Below are 20,438 nucleotides of genomic sequence, written 5' to 3'. Positions count from 1 at the left end.
TGCTGTTAATTTGATGAATAGCGTGTGATCAGGTTTGTGCTAATAACTTTAATGTGATTCTATACAAGTTGTTATTATGTGCTTTTGCTTGTAACCACGCGTAAAAACTCATTTCAAAAATATCCTCCTGTTCCCGTCGGGAATCAATAAGCGCTTGTTTAATTTTTGATCGGAAAGAATCGGTGGTAATCACTTCTGGTTTTCTATAGTATTCTATAATAAGTTTTAGGAATTCTAGGGCGCGTTTTTCTCCGTGCTGTTTTAAGTAGGTACCGTGTTTTTTTCGAAAACTATTTACTCGTGATTCTATAAGGTCAATATGGTCCAATTCGATGCGTAAAAGGATTTCGACTAAGTTCTTTTTTATTACCCAAAGTACTCCAGCTTTTTGTGTATACCATGTATCACTATGATATAGACTGTTAAAAACATTCAAAGCATCTCTAAATCGAAGTTGTTGAAAATAAAATACAATAAGACTTAGTTTAAGATCTAACAGATAAGTAACTTGTTCTTTGTATTTATGTTCTTCAAAATTCTCCAGAATAGCAATAGCCTTTTCTCCATTGCCAGTATAATTTAAATTTAAGGTTTGTAGTAGTGTATATTGCGGAAAAAATCGGCGATAATATTTTTTCTGATGCTTTAGCATCTGTTCTTTCATTTGCGATAAATGATGCATCGAGGTGTTAAAGTCTTTATTCCTGAAATAAGCATTAGCCACATAATACAGAATCTGAATATGATAAAATAAGTGTTTATCAATCAACTCTTCTTTATCCATGATTTTACTGTAGGCCTCTTCTACAAAAGGTAGGATGGTAAAATAATCTCTGGTTTCTTGTGCTGCTTTGTTTGTGATTTCCAAAATTTTGAACAGTGACCTAAACGTTAGATCCTGTGTAACCGAAATTCCGAATTGTGATAAAGTACTTTTGATCACCGTATTAAAATCCGCATGCTGTTGATGGAGTTGGTTTTGTACGGTTGCATAGAATAAATTAAGGTTTTCCTCTTCCTGGATAGAGATCTTATTTTTTCTGAAATCGCTTATCAAATCGGGGAGAAGCAGGGATGAACTTAAATGCGCGTATTGAATTTTGGTATAATATATTTCATTTAAAATCGTATACAGATCGTATGTTTTTGCCTTTTGTTCTGCTTTTTGAAGGGTTTTGAAAGCAATTTTATTTTGTTTTTGTTCAAAGAAAATTCTACTGGATAGTAACAGCTTTAAAATCTCCATCTCTTCTGAAGTTTCTCCTTCAAAGCTTTTTGATGCTACAAAATCTATGAGATTATCATGCAATCTTTTACTTAATGCATGATAAGCGTTTTTGGATCGCTTTCCATAAATCAAAATATCCAGGTCTTTTACTTCTTCATTAGTATCCAAAAGCTTGAATAATTCGATGTTTTTGGTGTCGTTCCTTTTGTTTTTTCTCTTGAGAAATGTAACAAAACTTCGCTTCTCTTCCTCAGAAAAGGTTTGAATTATAGAAGAAATAACACTCATTATATCGTAAGTAAAATTTATTATAAATATAATATAATAAAGGTTTATTGTAAAAATTATAATTTATATATCGTAAGTTTTTTTACAAAATAGAGTTTTGTACTCCATCAGATTGGCCCACCTTTGTCTCAGAAAAAATCATCAAAATCAATTTATTATGGATTACAAATTTAGTAGTGATGTTTCTGAGGATACGATGAATCAAACATCAGAAAACAAAGAGTCTAAAGTTTACGATCAAAAACCAACGCCTGCTTTCATATCAGCATCATGGGCAGCGTTGTTCATCGGTATGATATCCTATTGTATTGGTTTATGGAACGCTGATATGTTTCTGAACGAGAAAGGGTATTATTTTACAATATTATTATTTGGATTATTCTCGGCAGTGTCCGTGCAAAAAAGTGTAAGGGATAGATTAGAGGGCATCCCAGTAACCGAAATTTATTATGGTATTAGTTGGTTCACAACACTTACTTCTATTTTGTTGTTGATTATTGGTTTGTGGAATGCAGATTTAGAATTAAGTGAAAAAGGTTTTTACGGGATGTCTTTTACCTTAAGTCTATTTGCAGCAATTGCAGTGCAAAAAAATACCAGAGATAAGAAATACATCGAAAGTAAGGGAAATGCTTAAAATCAAAAGAAGGAGTTGTGCTTATCTCGTGGATCAAAAAATAAAAGTGAGATAAGATTGGGAGGTCAACTCCTTGTTTTGATGATTTGAAAGACAGCTGTGTAACAGCAGCTGTCTTTTTACTTACATTTATAACTAAACAATTTTATATCATGGGTTCGAGATTTAATAAAGAGCTTAAAACTTTGGTAAAAGATAAGGTCATTTCGCCAGAGCTCGCAGATAAGATAGAACAATATTATGCCACAAAAGATATTGGTAAACCGAATAGATTATTTACCATTTTTGGGGTTTTAGGAGCACTACTGATAGGATCAGGAATTATTCTAATGTTAGCACATAATTGGGATGATTTTTCGAGAATTACAAAAACAGTATTAGCCTTTATACCTTTACTTTTAGGGCAGTTTTTTGTAGGGTTTTCAATTCTGAAAGATAAATCTGCAACCTGGAGAGAGGCTTCAGGGACGTTTTTGTTTTTTGCCGTTGGAGCCTGTATTTCTTTGGTAAGCCAGATTTATAACATACCAGGAAATATCAGTTCATTCCTTTTGGTGTGGATAGCATTGTGTCTTCCATTAATTTATGTGTTACGATCCCATATGATTGCAATACTAGTGGTCATTTGGAGTACATACTATGCAGCAGAAGTTGGTTTCTGGAACTACAGAAGTCATCAAACACCTTGGTTGTACCTATTGTTTATGTTGTTGGTGATTCCACATTATTTAATCCTATTAAAACAAAGGCTTTTAAGTAACGTAGTTACCATTTTTAATTGGATTTTACCAATAAGTTTTGCGATTACGCTACCCACTATTATTGGTGATAAAGGAGATTTAATACTAGTAGCCTATATCGCATTTTATGGGTTGCTATATAATATAGGTCGATTGGAGGTGTTCAAATCCTTAAGAACCTTGAGGAATGGGTACTTGATTATTGGGTCATTAGGAACGGTTTCATTCTTATTGACATTTACATTTCGATGGTTGTGGGAGGAGTTACCACTCAAGTTTGAGTATGGTTTACAGGAGATGTATATCAGCGCAGCACTCTTTTTGATAGCATTTGGGCTTGTTATTTATCATTTCATAAAAAAAGGAATTCGCCAAATCAATTTGTTTCAAATCACATTTGTGTTGTTTACGATTGTGTATTTTTTCCTTTCATCATTAGAAGTGGTGCCGGTGGTCTTAATGAATGCTTTGGCTTTTGCATTAGGAATATCTGCCATAAGAATAGGAGCGAATAAGTTTAATTTCGGAATCCTTAATTATGGATTACTAATTATTTCAATTCTTATTGCTTGTCGTTTTTTTGATACGGGGATGAGTTTCGTGTTAAGGGGAGTATTATTTGTTTTGGTAGGGATTGGCTTTTTTGTGACCAATTATATGATGCTGAAAAAACAACAACGAATTAAAAAACAATTAAAAGATTTACAATTATGAAGACGATACATTTATTCATAGGATTTATAGTATTGGCACTAATTCAAATTTTTATACCTGTTCAAATGATCTATGAGCAAGAGGATATTTTGAAGTCAGGAGAGCTATACAGATTTAGAACGATGCCTATCGACCCTTCAGATCCTTTCAGAGGGAAATATATTACACTTCATTATGAAATGAACTCCTTTAAGATGAAGGACACTACCATTGTTTATGGAGATGAAATCAAAGTGTATATCGATAAGGATGCAGATGGATTTGCAAAGACAGTACAAATAAGTAAGACCGAATTAGATATTGATAAAGACTTTGTGCTAGCCAAAGTGACTGGTAATTATAATGGAGTAGTAAATTTTGAGTTGCCGTTTAACAGATATTATATGGAGGAGTCCAAAGCATACGATGCCGAAGAGGCCTATAGAAAAGTAAATAGAACCAATGTGCATCACGACGTATATGGTAAAGTACATATTAAGGAAGGGCAATCTGTGCTTAGTGATGTAGTTATTGATGGTGTTTCGATCAAAGAATATGTAGAAAAAGAACAATAGCATTAAACCTTTGTGTAAATTTTCTGTCTAAGAAGTAAATGATAAAAACTAAGGATATGAAAATGGTACTAAAAACGGGGCTTGTTGTTTTATTAATTTCTTTTCTGTCTACCTCTTGTGCAACCGCGGTAAGGGTGCAGCCGGCTAATACTGTTGTAGTGACCAAATTGCATCATCCCAAGGTGGTGGTACATAACAATGTACGATACTATCGAAGTAATGGAGTGTGGTATGTGAAAAGAAATCGAGGATATCGAGTGGTTACTGCTCCAGTAGGAGTTAGAGTGGCTGCATTACCAAGAGGTTACAAAGTAGTTAAAGTAAGAGGGGTGAAATATTACAAACACCGAGGAGTGTATTACAAAAGAACAGGTCGACAATATGTTGTGGTTAGAGTCTGATCTTTTGATTGAGTTGATTGATTGCAAAAAAAGAGGTTGATATATCCGTGTTATCAACCTCTTTTTGTTTTTATGTTTTACCTACCAGGCTTCTTCTATTTTTACCCGTTTTCCGTTTTGATACGAACCTATAAAAGCATTTCTGAATCCTAATTTTACTAATTCTCTTCTGAATTTCTTTGCTTCATTAAGAGTTTCAAAATTACCTAAAGCATATTTATTGAAGCCTTCACTTTTAATTTCTTTGAAATTAACAAAGTTGTCAGAGTATAGGGATAGGTTTTTCTCCTCAAAAGCACCTATTTGAACTGCATATACTACTTTGTCATCCAACGTACCAGCGTCTCCAGAATCTTCTGCCTGTAACTCTTGATTCATAGAAAGATTTTGAAGTGTACCTTCTAATTCAGTGATTTTATTTTCTAATACCCCTATTTTCTCCTTGTGATCCTTTTGAGATATCATGTTGGCCGGAGTATTGAAGTTCATAAAGTAAACAGTACCTGCAATTCCTAGTAGTGCCAAAATACCAAGGATAATCGTTGCAATTTTGAACTTACGAGAATTTTCTTTTTCATCCTTTACGGCTTTGTCCCGCATATATTCTGAACTGCGTTTTGATTCTTCGGCTTGTTCAACTTGGGTTTTAAGATCCTGTAATTCTTCGTCTGTGATAAAAGGCATGGTCATTTGGTTTTAAATCACTCAAATATAGCAGATTCTTATCAAACACCAATACGACGTATTTTTTGACCTTACAATCTGGTAAACTTGATGGCCTAACAATTAAGGTTTATTTAATTGAAGCATAACCTTCAGCTACAAGAGTGAAAATACCTTTATGCCATTAAAAAAAGCATACTATGAACAGAAGAAAATTTTTCGAAAAATCCCTTTTGGCTACAGGAGGCCTTATGTTAGCCCCAATATATGTAAGTTGTGATAATGACGATGATTTACCGATCACACCAATCCCGGATTTGGTAACCGATAATTTTTTTGAAGGTGTGGGTAGTTTTGATCCAACCAATACAAGTGTAATTATTTGGACCCGTTTTACCCCGGGTTCCAAAGCCTTTGCAAAAACTTCACCAGTAGATGGAATTACATTGAATTGGCAGGTAGCCACCGATAAGGCATTTGAGAATGTGGTGAGAAGCGGCGAAATTGGCACTTTTGAAGCAAATGATTATACCGTAGCTATAGATGTACAGGATTTGTCATCCAATGCTAAATTTTATTATAGATTCTTCAATATCGAAACCAAAACAGTTTCGGTTACAGGAGAGACGATTACATTACCAGACGTTGGAGATGCCGTAAATAATATTAAGCTTGCGGTGTGTTCTTGTGCTAATTATGCTGCCGGGTTGTTTAATGCCTATGGAGCAATGGCAAATTCTGATGTCGATGTGATTGTACATTTGGGAGATTATATCTACGAATACGGAGAAGGAGAATATGGCACCAACGAGAATACAGTAGCACTGGATAGAGTACACGAACCTGCAAACGAAATTCTTAGTTTAGAAGATTATCGGGAGCGATACAGACAATATCGTAGCGATAAGCAATTGCAATTAGCTCATCAGAAAAAACCTTTCATTTGTGTTTGGGATGATCATGAGGTAACCAACGATGCTTACAAAGATGGAGCAGAAAACCACCAAGAGTCTGAAGGTTCATACGAAGTGAGGAAACAAACCGCTATTCAGGTGTATAGCGAGTTTCTTCCGGTAAGAACTACCGATCCTTCTAAAATCTATAGAACTTTTGATTTTGGAGCCATTCTTAGCCTTCATATGTTAGATACTCGAATTATAGGAAGAGATAAACAAATTTCATACAACGACTTTTTTGATTTCACCACAGGTGCATTAGATGGTGAAGCTTTCCAGACTGCTTTATTGAATCCGGGGAGAACACTATTAGGTGCAGATCAAAAGCAATGGTTGTCTGGGGCAATAAGTGCTAGTAGTGCTTCATGGCAAGTGTTTGGACAGCAAGTTTTGATGGGTAAAATGTTTATGCCAGCAGAATTATTGATTTTACTCGGTCAAGTGGTTGCTGAAATAGGGGCCGCAGGTACCCTTTCTGCAGAAACTGCTGCCAGATTCCAGGGATCTTTAGCTCAGCTCACCGAAATCAAAGGGAGATTATTGGCTGGAGATGTTACACTTACTACCGAAGAAATTACCAGAGTTAGAACTGTACTACCGTACAACCTTGATGCGTGGGATGGGTATTTTACCGAGAGAGAGCAGCTTTTTGAAATGTTAAACGGAAAGAAAATGGTTTGTTTGGCTGGAGACACCCATAATGCATGGCACAACGTGCTTAAAAACGCAGGAGGAGATGAAGTGGGGATGGAGTTTGCTACATCGTCGGTTACTTCGCCCGGGTTTGAAAGTTTTGCGGGGATAGAAAGTGATCAGGTAAGTGGTTTTGAATTTTCGCTTCAAACATTAATTGATGATTTACAATATACAGATACCTCCAGGAGGGGATATCTCAAAATGATATTTACTTCTGGTACGGCAGAAGCGCAATGGATGTTTATAGATACCATTGCTCAAGAAAATTATACAGAAACTGTAGGAAAAATAGTTTCGTATAGTTAGGATTTGTTTTTAAAAGGGGGAAAAGGAAGTGTTTTTATCATAGCACTTCCTTTTTTGTTACGGTTAAAATGCAAAAAATAAGCAGGTTATCTGTAAGTAGAAGCTTGTGTTTATCGACCCATTATAAAAAATATTATGGGAAAGAAATTAATACTAATAGGGTTACTCCTTGTCGGAGCGCTGGGAGTTAAAGCACAAGAACTAAATTATCCAGTTTCAAGCGGGATCAACCAATTACCAAACGGATGGCATAAATTTACCCATGCAGGAGCATATTATGACGTAGAAATTTCTCAGGGACATTTGGTGAAAGGAAATGTAGTGTGGTTTGACAAAGCCACCTATTCTGGAAGTTTTGGGAGTAATAAAATTTCTGGAAAGGGTACGTATACCTGGCCCAATGGAGATCGTTATGAAGGATCTTTCAAAAATAACTTACGCCATGGTAAAGGAACCATGTATTGGTCAGACGGTACTAAGTATAGTGGGAAATGGAAAAATAATTCCAGGAATGGTAAAGGAAAATCGTATGACAGTGAAGGTAATCTTACACAAGAAGGTGTATGGGAAGCTGATGTTCTAGTTGCGAGTAAAAACTAAAATAGCTTTGGTACATCGTACCAAAGCCATCTCTCAAATTGTTTTATAAAAGGGGTTAATCAATTACAAAAGCTCGACAAGTAATCCTTCTTCGGTTTTGTCTACTTTAGCTAATTTGTTTTTGGTTAATCCCTTAATGGTTTTGTCCCATTTTTTATTACTTAATCCTGATTTTGACTTTAATTCATTCAAATCAATTGGAGAAGTACTTTTCAAAATAGATACTACTGCTTTTTCCTCTTCAGTAAGGGTTACGGCCTTTTTCTCTGGTCGCATTTGCGGGAAAAATAAGACTTCTTGTATTGATTGATTGTTGGTAAGATACATAATCAGGCGATCCATACCAATTCCCATTCCTGAGGTAGGAGGCATACCATATTCTAGAGCTCGCAAGAAATCATGATCAATAAACATAGCTTCGTCATCTCCTTTTTCGCTTAACTTTAATTGATCTTCAAAACGTTCTCGTTGATCGATTGGATCATTCAACTCAGAATACGCATTGGCAATCTCTTTTCCGCAGACCATTAATTCAAAACGCTCGGTAAGTTCTGGGTTATCTCGGTGCTCCTTACATAGAGGGCTCATTTCTTTTGGATAATCTGTGATAAAGGTAGGCTGGATATAATTGCCTTCACATTTTTCTCCAAAAATCTCGTCGATCAGCTTTCCTTTACCCATAGTATCGTCCACTTCTATACCCATTTCTTTGGCAGCACTACGAATCTCCTCTTCAGTTTTATCCGTAATATCAAAACCACTAAAATGTTTGATAGCATCGGTCATGGTTACGCGAGCATAAGGCGCTTTAAAATCAATTTCATGATCTCCAAAAGTTACTTTGGTTGTACCATTTACCGCAATCGCACAGAACTCTAATAACTGCTCACAAAAATCCATCATCCAGTTGTAATCTTTGTAAGCAACATAGATTTCCATAGCAGTAAACTCTGGGTTGTGGGTACGATCCATTCCTTCATTACGGAAATTTTTCGAAAACTCATATACCCCGTCAAAGCCTCCAACTATAAGTCTTTTTAAATACAACTCGTTGGCTATCCTCATATACAAAGGAATATCCAAAGAATTGTGATGAGTGACAAAAGGACGTGCTGCAGCACCTCCAGGGATCGGTTGCAAAATTGGAGTTTCTACCTCAAAATACCCTCGATCATTAAAAAAGTCCCGCATCGCATTAAAAAGCTTGGTTCTCTTTACAAAAACATCTTTTACCTGTGGGTTAACCACCAAATCTGCATAGCGTTGGCGATATCTCAATTCTGGATCGTTAAACTCATCAAAAGTATTTCCGTCCTTATCTGTTTTAGGCAGTGGTAATGGTCGTAATGCTTTACTCAATAGCGTAAAATCTTTTACCATTACTGTTTTTTCACCAACTTTTGTGGTAAATAGTTCACCTTCTACACCTATAAAATCTCCTATATCAAGAAGTTTTTTATAAACCTCATTGTACTGGGTTTTATCTTCACCAGTACAAATCTCATCTCTATTGAAATATACTTGCACTCGCCCATCGGCATCCTGTAATTCTGCAAAAGAAGCTTTTCCTTGTATACGTCTAGACATTAGTCGCCCTGCAATCACCACCTTTTTACCTTCGGTAAATTCCTGTTTGATCTTTTCTGAAGTGTGATCGGTTGGGTACAATGCAGCTGGATAAGGGTTGATTCCCAAATTGCGCAGCGCATTTAATTTTTCTCGTCGTACAAGTTCTTGTTCTGATAATTGCATAATTCTGCCGTTTTAAGCTGGCAAAGATACGAACTATGTGGTAATCTGTCAATTTCGGGAAACCCAATTTTAAAGATTTCTGCTTTTCAAAATTTAAGGAATATTTCAAAACAAAAAATCCCGTCAACCGACGGGATTTGGATTCGTTTTTTGATGTCAAAATTAACGTCCAGATTTATGTTTTGGAGTAACCATGGCTTTGATTTTTAAGGTCTCTTTTCCTTTTTCGGTATTTGCTGTTATCGTAACCTGTTTGGTTTGCAGATTTGGCTTTCCGTTTGAGTTAAAGGTAACCAAAAGTGTTCCCACAGCACCCGGAGCAATAGGTTCTTTTGGCCAATCACTCACCGTACATCCGCAACTTCCTTTGGCGCTAATAATAACAAGAGGAGCATTACCAGTATTGGTAAAGGTAAACGGATGCTTTACGATTTCTCCTTCGTTTATGGTTCCAAAATCATGACTTACCTTCGAAAATGTCATTACTGGCAAGTCTGCAATTTTTAAACTGTTGTTTGCAGCTATTTCTAGATTCTCGGCTTGTATTTTGTCGGTTGCTTTGTCTTTGCAAGAAGTAGTAAAAATTAGAAATAGTGCTAACATAGTAGGTAACATAAGTTTTTTCATCTTTTAATTTTTTGGATTAATACATAAATTGATTAAGTACATTCTATAGAAATGAACATTTCAAAATTGAGGTTTTGCAAAGAGAAAAATGAAAAAACTGGGGTCGAAATCGGGACTAGACCCGGGGTGGAAATTTTGCTAGCTACTAGTATATAACGATTTAACTTCTTCTCTAGAGGCAACGTTTAATTTCTTGTAGAGGTTGTTAATGTGTGTTTTTACGGTGCTAACACTTACAAATATGGTAGTCGCAATCTCTTTGTTCGTTTTATCCTGTAGGATAAGTTCCAGAATTTTTTGCTCCTGAGGCGTAAGATTTTGTTCTTTTAGAAGATGGGATACTGCTTTTTTCTTACGATGATGATAAAGTTGAAATAAATTGAGCACTACAGAAAGAAGTAAAAGGATAGCAATAATGGGTAACCATGGCTTTTTTGCAGTATGTTCCTCTGGGTTCGATAAAAATCTGTCTGAAGCTAATTCCATCCGATATTGTTCGGTGTACGGACTCTCTGGATATTGTTGTTGTAATCTATTAAGCAATTCATCATAATAGGCGTTTTGCTTTAGATCCTCCAAATAGTACTTATGAAGTTCGTTGCTTTTATTGGATAAAAAACTATACACATAAAGCTCTAATAATGGCTCGTTTTGTTCTTGTGCATAATCTTGTAAGGTTGTCAACCACTTGGCGGCATTTATTTTTTGACTCGTAGTACTTCGATATTTTCCAAAAGCGTATTGCATTTCATGAATTAGCGAATCGATTTTGATAAATGCATCGCTTTTTTGATTGGTAGAGACTACTTTGCAAAACATTTCTTGATCAAAAGAAAAAGGGAGTGCGATGGTATCTGTATTCTTTGCAATGAATAGGATTTCTTTGCTCTTAGGGCAAAAACCGTCAAAATGAACATTGTCTTCCTCGGTACCCGAGCAATTATGTGTCTGTATTTTATAAATATGATTCCCCTTGGGTAAATGATCCCCAACAAAAATAAAGATACCCAAAGAGTCTGGTTGTGTTTTTTGTATGATCTGCTCCGGATACACTCCGGATAATTTTCTGTAATCTTCAATAAGAGAAAGATAGACTGCTTCCGGCCAATTATCTTTGTCTACCTCTCCGGTAAATTGATACTGCGCAATCCCAATAAAGGGAAAGCATAAAAGAACGATAAGAAGGTATTTCTGAAATTTCATCTGTTGTTGTCAAAAACAAAATAGAAATATAGAGATTAATTTTATAACATTGTAACAGAATATGAAGTTGTACTACCTATAAGTATACATCAATCAAATTTTATTATTATTTATGAGTTTTTGGAGGGTTTTATTAGCCATTTTTTTTCCACCTCTTTCTGTTCTTGATAAAGGGTGTGGTTCTGTAATAATTGTTTTACTGCTTACTATTTGCGGTTGGGTTCCTGGAGTAATTGCTGCATTAGTGATACTGAATAACCCAAAATCATGAGATTTTGTTAAAATCCATAAAGAATACGACGTCATCATTGTATCTTTGTAATAATGAATAAGAAGATACAACTGCAGGAGCTAGGTTATAAGGATTACAAAGAGACCTGGGATTATCAGGAAGAACTTTTCCGTGAGATTTTAGATATCAAAGTTAAAAATCGAAGAGAAGATGCAGGTTTGGAAACACCTAACTATTTCCTGTTTGTAGAGCATCCACATGTGTATACCTTAGGAAAAAGTGGGGATATGAGTAATCTTTTGCTCAATGAGTTGCAGTTGTCTCAAAAAGGTGCCACTTTCTATAAAATAAATAGAGGGGGAGATATTACTTATCATGGGCCAGGACAAATCGTAGGATATCCTATTTTGGATTTGGATAATTTTTTTACCGACATTCATAAGTACCTTCGTTTTCTAGAAGAGGTGGTTATCCTAACTCTTGCAGAGTATGGAATCGTAGGAACAAGGAGTGAGGGTGAAACTGGTGTTTGGCTTGACGTAGGAACTCCTTTTGCACGTAAAATATGTGCTATGGGGGTGCGAGCAAGCAGATGGGTGACCATGCATGGGTTTGCGTTCAATGTAAATGCGGATCTTGGCTATTTTGACAATATCATTCCTTGTGGCATCAAAGGGAAAGCAGTTACATCTCTAAACGTAGAATTAGGTAAGGAAAGCATCTCTGTAGAAGAGGTGAAAGAAAAACTACTTAAGCATTTCAAAACTCTTTTTGAAGCGGAGTGGATCCAACAAAAAACCGAAGCTAACTAAGTCAACTTCGGTTGTGCTATATGGTAAGTATTTTGATTTAATTAATCTGATAGATCAATATACTGTTGTCTTCACCTTGTACAACAAATTCTAGATTTGGATCCTTATCCATATTCCCCATACTGATTACAGAGTTCCCATACACAGGGAAATTAGGTAGTAATTCTGCATTACTATCATACAAAAACACCTTTTTTGCTTGAGTGTCAGTAATCGTTACGTAGATTTTATTGTTGATATAGAATAATTGTGGTTTCGTGTATACACCGTATTCTAATTCTATCGTTCGCCCTTTTATAGAAAGTTTGTTTTCAGAAAAAGTGACTAGTGTCTTGTTGGTAGCCACCATTCCACTATTCTCACCTGTAAGTTTCAAGTTTTGGGTGACCGCACTACCATCCGTTAAGATTTGAATTAATTTCCCATCCTTGGTAGTAGAAGTAAATTTATCCTGATATTGATACCATTGATTCTGTGAGAAATCAACTTTATCCTTTACAGTTACCCTAGGTCTTCCTAATCGATCTAATATAGAAAGCGTTCCGTTTTTCTCTGCAAAGAGCAAATAATCTTTGGTGCCAATTCTAATATGTTTCGGAGGTAGGATAATATCGGTTTCAGTGCCTTTAAAACCAAATCCTGTCACGACATCTCCTTCGGCATTAAACATTTTTACCTGATTCCCCTGGGTGATTACGATTCGGTATCGTTTACTTTTATCATAGTCGAATAAAGATAGCGGTTGCGTAATAGGGGTATCAAATTTCTTTGGATACGGAGCAACATCATTTCCATCTCTGTCAACAAGATACAAAGTGTTGGCCGTATTGAAAAGAAGCTGATATCTTCCATTTTTATAGATATCAATTTGCTGTATCTCTCCCAAAATCTCCCCGTCGATTTGTTTTTTCCAGAATATGGATCCTTTATCCGAAATCAGATATAGATTGTTGTCGATATCTTGTATGGTGGCGTCCATACCTTTACTACGGTGATTTTTTACCAGTACTGGGGTGTTTAGAATTTTATTTTCCAAGGTGGTCGAAGCTGCCTGAGATACAGAGGTAGCAGAACCTTTTGCTGCATTTTTCTGTAAGATACCATGGATATGGGCAAAATCATTTTCTTTGATGATTTGTAAAGCTCCTATCTCGTACCCTTTGTCTTTTACATCGTCTAATTCCTTTTGGTAATCCTCTTTGGCGTTTGTAGATACGTATTCTTTTATATTTTTGATAGTGCTTACGGCAAGAATAGAAGCTTCATTGGATAATCCATTAACAGCACTGCTGTAATATCCTTGCTGGTTCAGCAGTGTTTGATTTAGGACGTTAGCAATAATATCTCGTAAAGCGCTCATAGAACTTCCAAAGACCACAAAATCATCTTTTACAAAATAAAACTTACCTTCAAAGTCCTGAACTAGTGGATGCAAAACCTGCGAAAAAATGCCGGCATCAGAGTAACGAAAAATGGAAATGTTTCTGTAGGTATCCGCTTTTTCTCCATTTAATTCTTCTGCAGTCGAGGCTCCGTCGATAGCATTCAAAACCAAAACCTTTTCTTTCTCTAGAAAAATAAGACCAATCTCTGATATACCTGCAAATACTTCATCTAATTGATTAGGGATATCCTCAACATCTCTGTCTTGAGCCCTAGATAAATTATTTTTTAAGGTCAGAAAATCATCATAGGTATAGGAGATGAATCCTTTGGCTCCTGTAGGAGTAATTTTGGAAAGTTGATTGGTTTGCGGAATAGTATTGTCAAAAATCCCGATCGTGCTGGATAAGGAGTCTTTTTCGACAGCAATTCCATCAAATTTGATAGCATTTTGTTCGATCGTTGCATCAAGAGAGGTCCAGCCACTAAAATTACCCAGATCTTCGAGAGTGGTTTTGGGTAATAACGAATTATGAAGGCTCTTAAGTTTTTTACCATTAATCAATACAGATAAATTGTTGTCTGTGCCAGATACATTATATACTTTTTCTAAATCACTATCTATTGGTAATGGATTAGCTTGTATCCGAATAGCATTTTCGATCAATAATTGAGAAGAGGAAGCAATAAGAATGCTATCTTGTCTGGTGGCATAAAAATTATCTCCTCCTGTAGTGATTTCATAGATTACATGCTCATCGTAGTTTATGGTTTTGATGTCCTTCTTATGGATAGAGTCCTGTTCAATGAGTTTAGGATCGAATTTAGAAACGTAGGTGTATTCAAAATCATTTTTTCCTCTAGGAGAAAAACACAGTAATCCCTGATTTTTATGAGTTTGATCCAAAATGGATAACTTTTTGAAATATTGAATAAAAGCTAATTGACTATTGGTTTTGATAAAATGATTGTCTCTAAGTGAACTTGAAGATTTATCGAGGTTATTGATTTTGATAATTACCTGAGCATCTCTGGGGATATATTCAATTAATGAATTTGATTTTTTTGGGGTGGTGTCACAAGAAATAGCAATAAAAATTAGTAGAATGCTAATTATTCTTTTCATCATATAAATTCGATTTGTATTCCTGGTTTGATATGTCGACATTAAAAATTCAGCTTTAAGACCTCTTTAAAACGAGCAAATTTTAAATAAAAACAGTGGTTTGTTAATCGTTTCAAAGATATAATTATTTAAAGATCAAGTGTTAATTGTTCTGGAAGTAATCTGAAACTTTTACGATGGTATTTTGTGATTCCATATTTTCGGATTGCTTCTCTATGTTCATTGGTTGGGTATCCTTTGTTTTTCTTCCAGTTATACATCGGGAACTCTTCGTGGATTTTCTCCATATATTCATCTCTATAGGTTTTGGCCAATACTGAAGCCGCTGCAATGTTTAAATATTTACCGTCACCTTTTATAACGCAAGTATGTGGGATATTATGATAAGGTTTGAACTTATTTCCATCTACTGCAATATGTTCGGGCTGAGGCTTTAATTGCTCTATAGACCGTTGCATAGCAAGAATAGAAGCGTTTAGAATATTGATCTTATCGATTTCATCCATAAAAATATGTGTAACACCATAGGTAACACAACAGTCTTCTAATAGAGGTTTTAGAGATTTTCTTTTTGCCTCGCTAAGTTGTTTGGAGTCAGTTAGAATTTTATTTTTGAAATCATCTGGAAGAATGATGGCTGCAGCAGTAACTGGTCCCGCAAGGCAACCACGCCCTGCTTCATCTGTGCCGCATTCCAACAGATCAGTGTTTAATTTCAATGTAAGCATATTGCGAAGATACAGGATGTGTTCAATTTCGGAAAAACTATTTTTAAAAATTGAAAATAACAATCGTCTAAATCAGACAATGACTATCATTTACTTTCGTTAAAAAAGTATATTTTTGCCACAGTTCAAATACGCTAATGAGAAAAAACATAATATTAGTACTTTTATTAATCTATAGTGCTGCTCAGTGGGCTCAGCAAAGAAACCAGAATGAAACAGAAAATGGGCAGACCTTAGATGAGCGATCTATTCGCAATTCATCTGGTTCCTCTAAGGATAAAAAGAAAAAACCACCGATTACAGCTTATAAGATCGTTTCTGTACAAAATGATACTACTTTTGTAGATACTACACTTACCTTGCAAAAAGATTATCAATTTAACTACCTCAGAAGAGACGATTTTGAACTATTGCCTATCAATAATGTTGGCCAAACCTATAATAGTTTGGCAAAAAGAGAGGAAAGAGATCATTTGTTACCGTTATTTGGTGCAAGAGCCAGACATTTTAATTTTATGGAGGCCGATGATATCAACTATTATCAAGTGCCTACTCCGCTTACCGAATTGTATTTTAAGACCACTTTTGAACAAGGGCAACAATTAGATGCGTTTTTTACAGTAAATACTTCACCAAGACTAAACTTATCTATCGCTTACAAAGGAGTAAGATCGTTAGGTAAATATCAACACGCCTTGACGAGTACAGGAAATTTCCGATCTACTTTAAGTTATATCACCAAAAACGAAAGATATCAGATAAAAACACATTTCGTTTCTCAGGATTTATTAAACGAAGAGAATGGGGGACTTTCTCCGGAGGGGATTGACCAATATTTGGCACAAGGGCAATTTGTAGGAGAGGAAGCTGAGTTTGCAGATCGAGCTTCAATAACCGTTAATTTTGAAAATGCAGAAAGTATCCTTTTAGGGAAACGATTTTATCTCAATCACCAATTTGAAATACTGAAAAGAACCGATAGTAGCGGGACAGGATTAGCCATAGGACATATTATGGATCTTACCGATAAATCGTTCCAATTTGATCAGGCAGCTATTGCGCCCAGGAACATTTTTGGAGAAGCTTATCAAAGTGGAGCACTATCAGATAAGGTTGCCCTCGAAGATTTTAGCAATCAGGTATTTTTAGAATTTGATAATAAATGGTTAGGGAACCTCAGAGTGATCGGAGGAAGCTCTAATTATAATTATGGATATAATAGTATTCTTCGCCAGGTCGATTCTGAAGGGAATCCAGTTAATATCACCAACAGAATAAAAGGAGATGTTTTTTCGGTAGGAGGACAGTATGCTAATAACTATAAAGGTTTTGAGCTTTTTGCAGATGGAATGACCTTGGTGTCGGGTGATTTTGATGGGCATTATGTAAATGCAGGAGCTGGTTACCAACTAAACGAGAAGTATGGGTTACAAGCAAAGATTAGTTCTAATTCTGTTGCACCTAATTATAACTTCTTGTTATATCAAAACGATTATGTCAATTACAATTGGCAAAATGATTTCGAGAATACCGAAACACAAAAAATATCGCTTAACCTAAAAGCCAAAAATATTGCCAATATCGAGGCGAGTTACAGTACGATTAAGAATTTCACTTATTTCGCCAAAGACGCAGATTCGATCACGGTTCCTCTACAAGCAGCGGACAATATCGATGTGCTAAAGGTAAAATTGACCAACGCCTTTAAGTTTGGTAAGATAGGGTTAGAGAATACTGTGATGTATCAGAGTGTGCAAGGTGGTGATCAGATATATAATGTACCAGAGATTATAACTCGTAACAGTTTGTTTTACGAAGACCATTGGTTTAAGAACAATGCGTTGTTTCTACAAACTGGTATTACATTCAAATATTTCTCGGCCTATAATGGAGATGCATACGATCCTGTATTATCCGAATTTTATTCTCAAAATGATCAGGAGATCGGTGGTTTCCCTCAAATTGACCTCTTTTTTAATGCAAAAGTCCGGCAAACCCGAATTTTCTTTAAAGTAGAGAACTTTTCCGAAGCCTTTAGTCAAAACAATGAATTTTCTGCTCCCGGTTATGCCTACAGAGATGCTGTGATTCGGTTTGGACTGGTGTGGAACTTCTTTTTATAATGTTTTAGGGCGCCCGGGCGGGCTTTCCGTTTCAATTCCGTTCTGCGTTTGACAGATCCGGGATTTTCACTTCAATCCCTGGCGCAGATCTGGGATTAAGATGTATCTTTGGTATTCCTCACATTTTATTTAGATCAAGATACATGAGCATCATTAATAAAAGAAATATATCCGTTCTAGGGCCTACATCATTTACAGGAATAAAGGTAAAAGAACCTGCTGTGTATGCAGCCGGATTACCAGCGGTAAAAGTGGCACTTCAGCATGCTTTCAAAGAAATGGGAGTCACAAAGTCGTTTCAGGTACTTGGTAAAATGAATCAAAAAGATGGGTTTGATTGCCCCGGTTGTGCCTGGCCTGATCCTGACAAACCTTCAAGATTAGGGGAGTATTGTGAGAATGGAGTTAAAGCTATAGCAGAAGAAGCAACCAATCAAAGGGTAGATCAACACTTTTTTGCAAAGCATTCTGTAGAAGAACTGTCCCAATGGTCAGACTATCAAATCGGCAAAAGTGGACGATTAACAGAACCTATGGTGTTGCGTCCTGATTCTATATATTATGAGCCTATTTCTTGGGAAGATGCATTTGCCCTCATCGCAGAAGAACTGCATGCCCTGGATCATCCAGATCAAGGAGTGTTTTATACTTCTGGAAGATCAAGTAACGAGGCAGCATTCTTATATGGGCTTTTTGTAAGAGCTTTTGGAACCAATAATATGCCCGATTGCTCAAATATGTGTCACGAGTCTAGTGGTGTAGCATTAAAAGAAACTTTGGGGATTGGTAAAGGTTCGGTAAAACTTGAAGATTTTGAAAAAGCCGAGGTGGTGATGGTGATTGGGCAAAATCCAGGGACGAATCACCCCAGAATGCTATCTGCATTGCAAAAATGTAAAGAAAATGGAGGCAAAGTGATTAGTGTTAATCCTTTAGAAGAAGCAGGTTTAATACGGTTTAAAAACCCTCAGGAAATTAAAGGAGTTCTGGCATCGGGTACAGCTCTTACCGACATACATCTTCAGGTAAAAATAAATCAAGACGTTTCACTATTGAAATTGATGATTAAAAAACTTATAAGATTAGAGAAAGAACGAGGAGGAGTTGTTGATCATGAATTTATCAAAGAGTATACCCAAGGATATGAAACGTTAGCACAGGATGTGGATATGTATTCTGATCAGGAGCTCTTAGAGCAATGCGGTGTTTCAGAAAAGATAATTGACCAAGCGGTTGATCTGCTAGCGCACAAAAAGAGAATTATTATTTGCTGGGCGATGGGGCTCACCCAACATAAAAATGGAGTAGAGAACATTAAAGAGTGTGTGAATCTTCTATTGCTGAAAGGAAGTTTAGGTAAACCTGGAGCAGGAACCTGTCCGGTAAGAGGACATAGCAATGTACAAGGAGATCGTAGCGTTGGGATTATGCATCATGTATCACCAGCGCTCAATGACGCTATTGAAAATACCTTTGGGTTTACGCCTCCAGACAAGGAAGGGTTGGATACGGTGCATGCCATAGAAGCCATGAATACAGGAAAAGCAAAAGTGTTTATTGCACTGGGAGGTAATTTTTTATCCGCAGCTTCTGATACCGAATATACGGCTCAAGCTTTATTTAATTGTAATCTTACGATCAATATAAGTACCAAATTAAACAGAACACATTTGGTGGCAGGAAAAACTGCATTGATTTTGCCGACTTTAGGCAGGTCAGAACAAGATATGAAAGAAGGTCGACCAAGATTTTTTACAGTAGAAAATAGTATGGGGAAAGTGCATCGATCAAAAGGGATGTTGCCTCCTGCTTCTGGTAATCTTAAAAGTGAGCCAGAGATTGTCGGTGGAATTGCAGAAGCGTACTTCAAAAAAGATCATGTTGTAGATTGGAAAGGATTGTCTACCGATTACGAGCTAATAAGAGAGAAAATAGAAAAGGTGGTCAACGGGTTTCAAGAACTTAATGATCGCTCAAAAGGAGTGGGTTTTTATCTCCCTAATAATGTAAGAGATTTAGATTTTAGTAAACTGCCCAATAAAAGAGCGCAATTTAGTATATGCAGTTTACCGGATCATCAAATAAAAGAAGATGAGTTTTTGTTAATGACGATTCGATCTCATGATCAGTTTAATACTACTATATATGGATTAGATGATCGTTATAGAGGGGTATATAACGAAAGAAGAGTAGTGTTTATGAATGAACAAGACATGCAGGAGCATGCATTGCAAAAATTTGATATTGTTCATTTGATAAGTCAATATGATGGAGTAGAACGAAAAGCAATTAACTTTTTAGCAATTCCCTATAATATTCCAAAAGGTAATTTAGGCGCATATTTCCCGGAGACTAATGTTTTGGTCCCTTATAATCATTTTGCAGACAAGAGTAATACGCCTATTAGTAAATCCATTGTTGTGAAAATTATGAAGGCGTAAATATTTTTTTTCAGTTGTAAGTAATGGTGTATTAGAGTGTTGGGTTTTTAGATTAAAAAAAGATTAAAAAAACTTTAAAAAAGTCTTGTTGATAATTAAAAAGGCTGTATGTTTGCAGCCGCTAAACGGGGAAGAGATTTGAGGGTAGATTTGGTTTAGTGATGTTCATTGACAGCTTCGGAAAAACTTTTTAAAAATATTTCAAAAAAGTTTTGGTGGATAAAAAAG

The 20,438-nt window shown here is 35.9% G+C and carries 17 protein-coding genes; 10 read left to right on the top strand and 7 right to left on the bottom strand.

Annotated features, from left to right (window positions below):
* Positions 1-28: 28 nt before the first annotated feature.
* Positions 29-1,516, bottom strand: coding sequence for a hypothetical protein (locus BUE24_RS17555; protein WP_073318768.1), 1,488 nt, complete (start codon positions 1,514-1,516; stop codon positions 29-31).
* Between the two features lie 157 nt (positions 1,517-1,673).
* Between BUE24_RS17555 and yiaA the strand changes: the two genes are divergently transcribed.
* From yiaA to BUE24_RS17535, 4 genes are all read left to right on the top strand, one after another.
* Positions 1,674-2,153, top strand: a complete 480-nt coding sequence (yiaA, locus tag BUE24_RS17550; protein ID WP_073318766.1) for an inner membrane protein YiaA — start codon at positions 1,674-1,676, stop codon at positions 2,151-2,153.
* A gap of 152 nt (positions 2,154-2,305) precedes the next feature.
* Complete coding sequence (locus tag BUE24_RS17545) at positions 2,306-3,607, top strand: DUF2157 domain-containing protein (RefSeq protein ID WP_073318764.1); 1,302 nt, start codon at positions 2,306-2,308, stop codon at positions 3,605-3,607.
* Positions 3,604-4,161, top strand: coding sequence for a GDYXXLXY domain-containing protein (locus tag BUE24_RS17540; RefSeq protein WP_073318763.1), 558 nt, complete (start codon positions 3,604-3,606; stop codon positions 4,159-4,161). The genes BUE24_RS17545 and BUE24_RS17540 overlap by 4 nt, the downstream gene beginning before the upstream one ends.
* Before the next feature lie 56 nt (positions 4,162-4,217).
* Complete coding sequence (locus BUE24_RS17535; protein WP_244548173.1) at positions 4,218-4,562, top strand: DUF6515 family protein; 345 nt, start codon at positions 4,218-4,220, stop codon at positions 4,560-4,562.
* A gap of 81 nt (positions 4,563-4,643) precedes the next feature.
* Here BUE24_RS17535 and BUE24_RS17530 read toward each other — a convergent pair whose 3' ends face one another.
* Complete coding sequence (locus tag BUE24_RS17530; RefSeq protein ID WP_073318758.1) at positions 4,644-5,246, bottom strand: SPOR domain-containing protein; 603 nt, start codon at positions 5,244-5,246, stop codon at positions 4,644-4,646.
* A gap of 179 nt (positions 5,247-5,425) precedes the next feature.
* Between BUE24_RS17530 and BUE24_RS17525 the strand changes: the two genes are divergently transcribed.
* Positions 5,426-7,183 (top strand): alkaline phosphatase D family protein, encoded by a 1,758-nt coding sequence (locus tag BUE24_RS17525; protein ID WP_073318755.1) that lies wholly within the window; start codon positions 5,426-5,428, stop codon positions 7,181-7,183.
* A 135-nt stretch (positions 7,184-7,318) separates the two neighbouring features.
* Positions 7,319-7,783 carry an MORN repeat-containing protein gene (locus BUE24_RS17520; RefSeq protein ID WP_073318752.1) on the top strand — a complete coding sequence of 155 codons (465 nt, stop codon included), beginning with the start codon at positions 7,319-7,321 and terminating at the stop codon, positions 7,781-7,783.
* A gap of 63 nt (positions 7,784-7,846) precedes the next feature.
* Here the strand turns inward: BUE24_RS17520 and lysS are convergent, their stop codons facing one another.
* The 3 genes from lysS to BUE24_RS24395 all read right to left on the bottom strand — a co-directional run bounded on the left by lysS (position 7,847) and on the right by BUE24_RS24395 (position 11,365).
* Entirely contained in the window at positions 7,847-9,535 is a 1,689-nt protein-coding gene (lysS, locus tag BUE24_RS17515; RefSeq protein WP_073318728.1) for a lysine--tRNA ligase, read from the bottom strand.
* Positions 9,536-9,697: 162 nt separating this feature from the next.
* Positions 9,698-10,162, bottom strand: coding sequence for a DUF1573 domain-containing protein (locus BUE24_RS17510; protein ID WP_073318725.1), 465 nt, complete (start codon positions 10,160-10,162; stop codon positions 9,698-9,700).
* A gap of 138 nt (positions 10,163-10,300) precedes the next feature.
* The gene (locus tag BUE24_RS24395) at positions 10,301-11,365 is read right to left on the bottom strand and encodes a response regulator transcription factor (RefSeq protein ID WP_073318721.1); all 1,065 of its coding nucleotides are present in this window, start codon (positions 11,363-11,365) and stop codon (positions 10,301-10,303) included.
* Positions 11,366-11,477: 112 nt separating this feature from the next.
* On the opposite strand from BUE24_RS24395, the gene BUE24_RS17500 reads away from it, so the two are divergent.
* Positions 11,478-11,636: a YqaE/Pmp3 family membrane protein gene (locus tag BUE24_RS17500; protein ID WP_073318718.1), complete on the top strand. Its 159-nt coding sequence runs from the start codon at positions 11,478-11,480 to the stop codon at positions 11,634-11,636.
* Between the two features lie 53 nt (positions 11,637-11,689).
* Positions 11,690-12,409 carry a lipoyl(octanoyl) transferase LipB gene (lipB, locus tag BUE24_RS17495; protein WP_073318715.1) on the top strand — a complete coding sequence of 240 codons (720 nt, stop codon included), beginning with the start codon at positions 11,690-11,692 and terminating at the stop codon, positions 12,407-12,409.
* A 37-nt stretch (positions 12,410-12,446) separates the two neighbouring features.
* On the opposite strand, the gene BUE24_RS17490 is transcribed toward lipB, so the two are convergent.
* Positions 12,447-14,921: a ribonuclease HII gene (locus tag BUE24_RS17490; protein WP_139242039.1), complete on the bottom strand. Its 2,475-nt coding sequence runs from the start codon at positions 14,919-14,921 to the stop codon at positions 12,447-12,449.
* A 125-nt stretch (positions 14,922-15,046) separates the two neighbouring features.
* A complete protein-coding gene (locus BUE24_RS17485) occupies positions 15,047-15,646 on the bottom strand; it encodes a ribonuclease HII (RefSeq protein ID WP_073318711.1) in 600 nt (199 codons plus the stop codon).
* A 137-nt stretch (positions 15,647-15,783) separates the two neighbouring features.
* Here BUE24_RS17485 and BUE24_RS17480 point away from each other — a divergent pair, with 137 nt between their 5' ends.
* Entirely contained in the window at positions 15,784-17,769 is a 1,986-nt protein-coding gene (locus BUE24_RS17480; protein WP_073318709.1) for a putative porin, read from the top strand.
* Between the two features lie 143 nt (positions 17,770-17,912).
* Positions 17,913-20,210 carry an FdhF/YdeP family oxidoreductase gene (locus BUE24_RS17475; RefSeq protein ID WP_073318707.1) on the top strand — a complete coding sequence of 766 codons (2,298 nt, stop codon included), beginning with the start codon at positions 17,913-17,915 and terminating at the stop codon, positions 20,208-20,210.
* Positions 20,211-20,438: the final 228 nt, after the last annotated feature.

The organism is Aquimarina spongiae, assembly GCF_900141785.1.
Classification (GTDB): Bacteria; Bacteroidota; Bacteroidia; order Flavobacteriales; family Flavobacteriaceae; genus Aquimarina; species Aquimarina spongiae.
This window is presented reverse-complemented; position numbering and strand designations above follow the sequence as displayed.

Excerpts from the sequence above, each read along its gene's own strand:
- BUE24_RS17545 (WP_073318764.1), top strand. The coding sequence starts at position 2,306 with ATGGGTTCGAGATTTAATAAAGAGCTTAAAACTTTGGTAAAAGATAAG.
- yiaA (WP_073318766.1), top strand. The coding sequence starts at position 1,674 with ATGGATTACAAATTTAGTAGTGATGTTTCTGAGGATACGATGAATCAA.
- BUE24_RS17485 (WP_073318711.1), bottom strand. The coding sequence starts at position 15,646 with ATGCTTACATTGAAATTAAACACTGATCTGTTGGAATGCGGCACAGAT.
- lipB (WP_073318715.1), top strand. The coding sequence starts at position 11,690 with ATGAATAAGAAGATACAACTGCAGGAGCTAGGTTATAAGGATTACAAA.
- BUE24_RS17480 (WP_073318709.1), top strand. The coding sequence starts at position 15,784 with ATGAGAAAAAACATAATATTAGTACTTTTATTAATCTATAGTGCTGCT.
- BUE24_RS24395 (WP_073318721.1), bottom strand. The coding sequence starts at position 11,365 with ATGAAATTTCAGAAATACCTTCTTATCGTTCTTTTATGCTTTCCCTTT.
- BUE24_RS17525 (WP_073318755.1), top strand. The coding sequence starts at position 5,426 with ATGAACAGAAGAAAATTTTTCGAAAAATCCCTTTTGGCTACAGGAGGC.
- BUE24_RS17535 (WP_244548173.1), top strand. The coding sequence starts at position 4,218 with ATGAAAATGGTACTAAAAACGGGGCTTGTTGTTTTATTAATTTCTTTT.
- BUE24_RS17510 (WP_073318725.1), bottom strand. The coding sequence starts at position 10,162 with ATGAAAAAACTTATGTTACCTACTATGTTAGCACTATTTCTAATTTTT.
- BUE24_RS17500 (WP_073318718.1), top strand. The coding sequence starts at position 11,478 with ATGAGTTTTTGGAGGGTTTTATTAGCCATTTTTTTTCCACCTCTTTCT.
- BUE24_RS17555 (WP_073318768.1), bottom strand. The coding sequence starts at position 1,516 with ATGAGTGTTATTTCTTCTATAATTCAAACCTTTTCTGAGGAAGAGAAG.
- BUE24_RS17530 (WP_073318758.1), bottom strand. The coding sequence starts at position 5,246 with ATGCCTTTTATCACAGACGAAGAATTACAGGATCTTAAAACCCAAGTT.
- lysS (WP_073318728.1), bottom strand. The coding sequence starts at position 9,535 with ATGCAATTATCAGAACAAGAACTTGTACGACGAGAAAAATTAAATGCG.
- BUE24_RS17540 (WP_073318763.1), top strand. The coding sequence starts at position 3,604 with ATGAAGACGATACATTTATTCATAGGATTTATAGTATTGGCACTAATT.
- BUE24_RS17520 (WP_073318752.1), top strand. The coding sequence starts at position 7,319 with ATGGGAAAGAAATTAATACTAATAGGGTTACTCCTTGTCGGAGCGCTG.
- BUE24_RS17490 (WP_139242039.1), bottom strand. The coding sequence starts at position 14,921 with ATGATGAAAAGAATAATTAGCATTCTACTAATTTTTATTGCTATTTCT.
- BUE24_RS17475 (WP_073318707.1), top strand. The coding sequence starts at position 17,913 with ATGAGCATCATTAATAAAAGAAATATATCCGTTCTAGGGCCTACATCA.